The organism is Phyllobacterium sp. (assembly GCF_037994405.1).
In the GTDB taxonomy this organism is placed as follows: domain Bacteria; phylum Pseudomonadota; class Alphaproteobacteria; order Rhizobiales; family Rhizobiaceae; genus Phyllobacterium.
Genome location: NZ_JBBNAN010000243.1, coordinates 1 through 6240, shown reverse-complemented (window position 1 = coordinate 6240; position 6240 = coordinate 1). Strand labels below are relative to the sequence as shown.

Here is a 6240-nt window from a genome sequence, read left to right as displayed (position 1 = left end):
AGCTTGATGCCATAATCGCCGAACTCCTCCACGCCCTTCATCTTTACTGTCTCGATGATCTGCGGGCCGAACTCCGGATCCTCGAGCAGCGCCGCGCCGACACCCTTTACCAGCTTTTTGACTTTGGCGGTGTCCGCGTCGTAGTTCACCGATATGAAGAATTTGTCGATGACCCAATCCCGGCTCATGTTCTGCACGGCACCAAGTGTACCAAAGGGAACGGTGAAGATCGGGCCACGATGGTGACGTAGTTTGACGGAGCGGAGGCCGAAGGATTCAACCGTGCCCTTGTAGCTGCCGCTCTGGATATATTCTCCCACCCGAAATGCATCATCGGTCATGTAGAATACGCCGCTGATGATGTCCCTGACCAGCGTCTGCGAGCCGAAGCCGATCGCGACGCCGAAAATGCCCGCGCCCGCGATCAGCGGGCCAATCGCCACACCCAGCCCGGACAGAACCATCATGACCGCAACGGTGGCAATGAGCACGGCGAGGAAGTTGCGCAGGATCGGCAGCAGGGTCATGAGCCTGCCGCTGCGAGCCAATGCGGCTTCATCGCCGCCTTCGATGCGGGCGCGTTCGATACGCCCGTTGATGAGCCCCTTGACCATATGCCAGATCAGGTCTGCAGCGAGCAGGATCACCACGCCAGTCAATACGCCGCGGATCATGCGGCTGACGGCTTCGTCCTCCATCAATCCGCTCATACGAAAGCGAACGACCGCGGCAATCCAGGCGGCTGCGAGTGCGATGATAACCACCCTTGCGCCCCGCTCAATGAGAACTTCAAAGACGGGGTTCCTCGCCTTTGCCGCATCGTCAGGACTAGAGAAGAGCGACTTTACGGTTGTGCTGGTCGTCCTCAATATCGGGGGCAGGATGAGAGCATAAATCCCTATCCATAGCGCCAGGCTCAGGCCGGCGACCCACAAGAGCCAAAGCAGGCACAAATAGAATGTGAGCAGCCACTCCTTGACGCGATAGGCCCGGGAGGCAGCGGGTGCTTCCGGGCGGTGCCACACGGTTTCGAGTGCGACCGCCAGAAGACCAAGGCCGAGCATGTAAACGATCAGGCTCTTGACGTTGGGGGTGAAATTGAGCGCGGTCATCAGTCCGGCTGCCGCCCATCCCGTGAAGAAGATACCTGCGAACAAGGCAACCCGGTGATACCAGAAGGCGGCCTTCGCATCATCCATCGGAATGAGACGCATGGTGCCCTGGCTGCCATCATTCAACTGCCGGCGGTCTATTCCGAGCAGAATAGCTGTCATTCGCGTGATCACGCGCCAGGCGATCAGGGCGACAAGCATGGGAAGCACAAGCATGGCCAACAACGGCGGCCAGGTGAAAGCGAGGAAGGCGCCGATACTGGCGAGAGCGAAGACCACCAGGGGTGCGATGGCGGCGAAGATCGCACGGCCAATCATGTGATGCCGCGCGGGCGAGCCTGCCTCGATCGCGCTGGACGCAACGTTCCGCTGGCTCGCCTGACTGACCGCCCGCCGGAAGAGAAATTCGGCACCAAAGCCGAGCGCTGCAAATGCAGCGAACAGGACCAGTATTGCTCCCGGACCTCGCCCCTTGATTTCGGTCATGATTGTGGAGCTCGCCCCTGAAAACTCGGCCGAAATCGCTGGAATGGCTTGTCCGAGACCCCGCAAATGCGCACGAATGGCGTTCGACCAGAGCATAAAGTCGCTCGCTGAAGGTGCAGCTGGAATCTCTGCCGCCGGCGGCGCACCCTTTGTGGTGATCCAGGCTTTGACATCCGGATCATCCAGCAGCTTCAGCAGTTGCTGAACCTTATCTGACGGGGGTGGCGGTGCGGGACTAGTCTGGGCTTGCGACCCCGCGATACAGGCACACAAAAGAGCCAGGCTCAACGCAAGCATGACGCTCGCTCTAGCGGCCAAGTCCCGGATAACGGCAATGTGCATTCATTTGCCCCTGGCAGACGGTTTCCTTACTATACCTGCAATATCTTGACCTGTCCCAGGAACAAATGTGCGCCTGTTCATGCGGCCAACAAGTCCGCGCCTGGCAACATTGCCAACTTCCGCCGCCAGTAGCGAATTCGCTTAGGAAGACACGCGACCATGCGCTCCTTTAGTGCCCACCCAACACAAGAGTCTGGACTGGAAGCATTAGTGCCTGGATCCGAAGGATCATGGCATGCACAAGTGCGACCGCATCCACGACGTGCAGGAACAACCATCTCCCCGTGCCGGTATCTTTCGCGGCGAGCGCGTCGTGGTTGTTGGTGTAGGCGTTGGCGATGCAGCTGCTGCCCGGCGGTATGCCCTCTAGCCCCCCGGGATAGAGCGGTTCGAGGAACACGGTGAGCGTCCCGCCTTGCGCAATTTGTTGCGCGTCGATCAATTGATCCGTTGGACGGAGTTGTCCCGCTGCGATGACATCCTGAACTTGAGTTACAACCATCGGAATGATCGTAAACGGTTTCCCGACACATGTGGCCTCGGCAATCATCCCCTCTTTCATCACCTGCGCCTCGATCTGACCAAAGCCGGCAATCAGCGCTACCCGTCCGGCTTCTTTTGGAACGAGGATCCCTGCGGGTCGTATCATCGTGTTGACAATGTCGCCCGGCCTCAGTGTGAACTGCTGCACGGTTCCGGCGACGCCCGCCCGAACCAGCGTTTTGTCCAGATCCACCTGTGCTTGCGCAAGCGCAGCTTCCGCACTCGCCTTCTGGGCCGGCAGGAGCGAACTTATCTTTGTCTCGATCGTCCGCTTGTTGGCGACAGCGGCGTCGAGCGCGCCCTTGCGGCCGTCAGCGTTGATTTGCAACCGCTCGACCTCGCGAACCGAAACAGTGCCTGTTCGCAAGAGCTCTTGCTTGGTTGCCAGCTCATCGAGAGCCTGCTGGTACGCTCCTTGCGCCTGCTGAATGAGCCCATCCGCAGCCGCCAGTTCTGACTGTGCCACTGTGGTCTCGGCGATGGTTTCAGCGATGCGGCGCTGCGCTGTCTCCCGCGCGGCTTCCTGTTCGGAACTGTCGAGCCGGAACAGCGGGTCCCCGGCTTCGACCTTGGCATTGATGCCGACGAACACCTCGGCAACACGGCCGGTCGCTTCCGGAAGGATGGTGACGGTGCGGAATATCGCGGTGACGTTCTTCGTAGACGGATGATAGTAAAAGACGAGGGTGATCAACGAAACAGTCAGTAACAGGCATGCGGTGAGGCCCCAGCGCAGCTCATACCACACCGTATAAATGTTGATCTCCTTGCCGAGACGTTTGCCTTGCACATAACGGCGGAAGAGATAGTCCGGAAAGACTGTGAGCATTGAACAGAGAATGAGCTCAAACATAATTTAGATACCTCCGCCCGCAGTCTCAGCTTTCGGCTGCGGGTCGGGCGGCGAAACTCTTGCCTCGTCCTCGTCAGTTCTATCGCGTTCAGACAGTTTCTCCAGCGACTGTGCGATTGAAACCATCGGCGTCGAAAAATCCGGCAGGTCAATCAGCGCCAGCAACAAACCGGCGATCCAGAAGATATGATTGTGGGTGAAAAGGGAGATGAGCGCCAGGACGGCCACAATTTCCATCTGCACTTTTTTCCCCCGGTGCGCCATTTGCTCCGGCAGGGCATGGAGTTGAAAATAGAAATTACCGACGATGAGGATCATTGCCAAAAGGAACACGACGACCCCATTGAACAGCCAATCGGTTTGGCCGGGGGCAGTAATGAAGACCGGCAAGTGTTCAATCGCTGCAGGATGTATCGTGTCAGCCATGTCGCATTCTCCCACATGCATGCCGCGACCGCGATTCCAAATCAGTCAGTGCGCATCGAGCATGCATATCATGAGATTGGAAGAAAGTAAGTAACAGTAACTATTAACAGTGGCCCTTCTGTTACAGGAAGCAGCGAGATGGTCTCGCCCTAACTCAATTGCTCAAGCGGCGAACCCTAGTTTTGGCTCGCGTCAATTCGATCTCAGAAATGGACCACTACGCCGACGATCGGTCCCTGTTCACCAATGTCCATGACGAAACCGTCGTTGCTGTAGTCGACACCGAGAGCCCGTTATCCGGCGATCGCAGAGATTGTTTTGTTGAAGTTGTAGCCGATGCCGCCTGCGACATCCCAGTCAATATCGACACCACCGCCGCCCACCAATCCCCAGCCGGTGAAAAATACCTTGTCGGTGATCGAATATTTTCCACGGACGCCGACCAGACCGTCGACCCTGGTCGCACTCCGGTCGACACCATCGAGAATGCCGCCGCTAAACGAAATCTCCGTGCTGGCGTTCCAGACCCTCGCACCGGCGACGAGATCGAGATTGCCCCTGTCATTCTGCAGCACCGAATAGCCGGCAGCAAGCAAGCCCGCAAATGTTTCGGACGAAACATCGACATTGTCTGCAATGATGCCTCTTGGCGTGCCGCGGCCGCTCGATATCTTAGTATACATGATGTTGGTACTGTAGCGATCGTAACGCGCCTCGCCGACAGCCATGGTCCCGAAATCAAGTTCCTTCAGGATGTCGCCGAAACTCATGTCGATATGCACAGGCGGCAAGCCGAATAGGCCTGTATCGCCCGAGATGCCCGCGGCCCAGGTCGGCTGGCCATATTTACCAACGTCAAGACACTGCTTCCCAGGACGGGACGAGGATGCCCGACGTACTGGCCAGTCAAGTTTCTGGCTGAAGTCTGAACGGCAGCGGTCGAGCACCGTCGGACTCAGCCTCTCGCCGCCGCCTCCAGGCCGGCGATGTCGAACTTCACCATCCCAAGCATCGCTTCGGCGACGCGCGTGGCCTTGTCACGGTCGGGATCGCCCATAAGTTCGCCGAGCCGCTTCGGGGTGATCTGCCAAGAAACGCCCCAGCGATCCCTCAGCCAGCCGCATTGCTCCGTCGAGCCGCCCTCTTTCAGCGCATCCCAGAGCTGATCGATCTCCGCTTGCGTTTCACATTCGACGATGATCGAGAAGCTATGGTTGAACGGATCAAGAGGACCCGCCTCGATGGCCATATAGCGTTGATCGCCGAGCGTGAAGGATGCGATCTTGACACTGCCCCCAGGTCCGCTCGGGCTGTCGGCGGGCAGGGCCGACACCCAATGGATAGCCGAGTCAGGAATGAGGGAGGTATAGAAGCCGACCGCCGCTTCCATGTCCTTCTCGAACCAGAGATGTTGGGCAACTTTCATCATGACAATTCTCCTTCGGCATTACATTAGTCGCGAGACAGACTGTCCAGCTGGTAATGCACGCGCACTAGTCTAAAGAACGTCGTGGGAGAACCGGTTCCGACAAGTCAGGAGAAATTTTTTCCGCGCGGAGGACATTTCTCCAGGCGTGCAAGTGCACAAGAGCGGCAGGGGCCGTCTGGGCACTACTGCGTGTGCGGTGGTGCCTTGATGGCTCCAGCTAGGATCAGCGTCGAACGGATGGTCCATAAAAACCCCCCGGTGCCGTCCGGCAGTCGACGGTGAACCGCCATCCCGTGACGATGCACCTCGGTCGGCTGGCCATCTTGTCAAGGCCCTAATCGGCCACTGTACGCGCGTCATCGCCCGCGACTGTGGTATGATGAGCCACGACATCTATGTGCGGTTTGAGACCGATATAGGCGGTCCGACACACTGACAGTCCAGAACTTGCAGCCGCAACCGACCCTGGTTTCGGGAGAACGGTGCTGAAAGGGTGCCCCGATTTCGGCGGGCGGGACAAAGCAGGTCTCCGCTACGAGCACCGCTGAAGCATGGCGGTCTAATCAGCCGCCTGTGTCGGTTGACTATAAGCGTTCTCGTCTCCTGATCGCTGTGTAGGTCTTGCTAGAGGGCCAGCACTTCCGCGCACTGAGGCCTTAGCCGATCACACGCCGCCATGATCACTGGGACAAATACACGACCTTTCGGTCTTTCCTCGATATAATGATTGGCTGCTTGTCGACGTAGATATAGGCATAGTCCGGGCTGTCGGGTATCGGTACCAATTCGATGGCTTCCGGAATCGCCGTTCCTACCGCCACATCCCCTTCAATCACAACGGGGTCGGACGGATGGGCGATCACATAATCGCGGGCTGGCTGGGGAACCTCAACTATCACGGTGTCTTGTGCAAATCCATGAGCTGAGCCGGCAAGCATCATCGCTGCGGTTAATAGAAGTAGCCGTTTCATGGGGCTTTCTCCGTTATTGATGCGCCCTCCGATACACGAAACCGACGATTTAGCATTTGGTTCCAATACTGCGTCCAC

At 58.1% G+C, this 6240-nt stretch carries 5 protein-coding genes and 1 pseudogene; all 6 read right to left on the bottom strand.

The window, feature by feature from the left end; all coding sequences use genetic code 11:
- The coding region (locus tag AAAC48_RS13750) for a mechanosensitive ion channel family protein (RefSeq protein ID WP_340654715.1) at positions 1-1940 on the bottom strand (1940 nt) is incomplete at its 3' end.
- Between the two features lie 169 nt (positions 1941-2109).
- The gene (locus AAAC48_RS13745) at positions 2110-3336 is read right to left on the bottom strand and encodes a biotin/lipoyl-binding protein (RefSeq protein WP_340654714.1); all 1227 of its coding nucleotides are present in this window, start codon (positions 3334-3336) and stop codon (positions 2110-2112) included.
- Between the two features lie 3 nt (positions 3337-3339).
- Positions 3340-3762, bottom strand: coding sequence for a hypothetical protein (locus tag AAAC48_RS13740; protein ID WP_340654713.1), 423 nt, complete (start codon positions 3760-3762; stop codon positions 3340-3342).
- A gap of 203 nt (positions 3763-3965) precedes the next feature.
- A pseudogene (locus tag AAAC48_RS13735) lies at positions 3966-4592 on the bottom strand (hypothetical protein); the annotation flags it as partial.
- 125 nt (positions 4593-4717) lie between these two features.
- The gene (locus tag AAAC48_RS13730; RefSeq protein ID WP_340654712.1) at positions 4718-5191 is read right to left on the bottom strand and encodes a VOC family protein; all 474 of its coding nucleotides are present in this window, start codon (positions 5189-5191) and stop codon (positions 4718-4720) included.
- A 680-nt stretch (positions 5192-5871) separates the two neighbouring features.
- A partial coding sequence (locus AAAC48_RS13725; protein WP_340654711.1) for a DUF1236 domain-containing protein occupies positions 5872-6240 on the bottom strand: 369 nt, incomplete at its 5' end.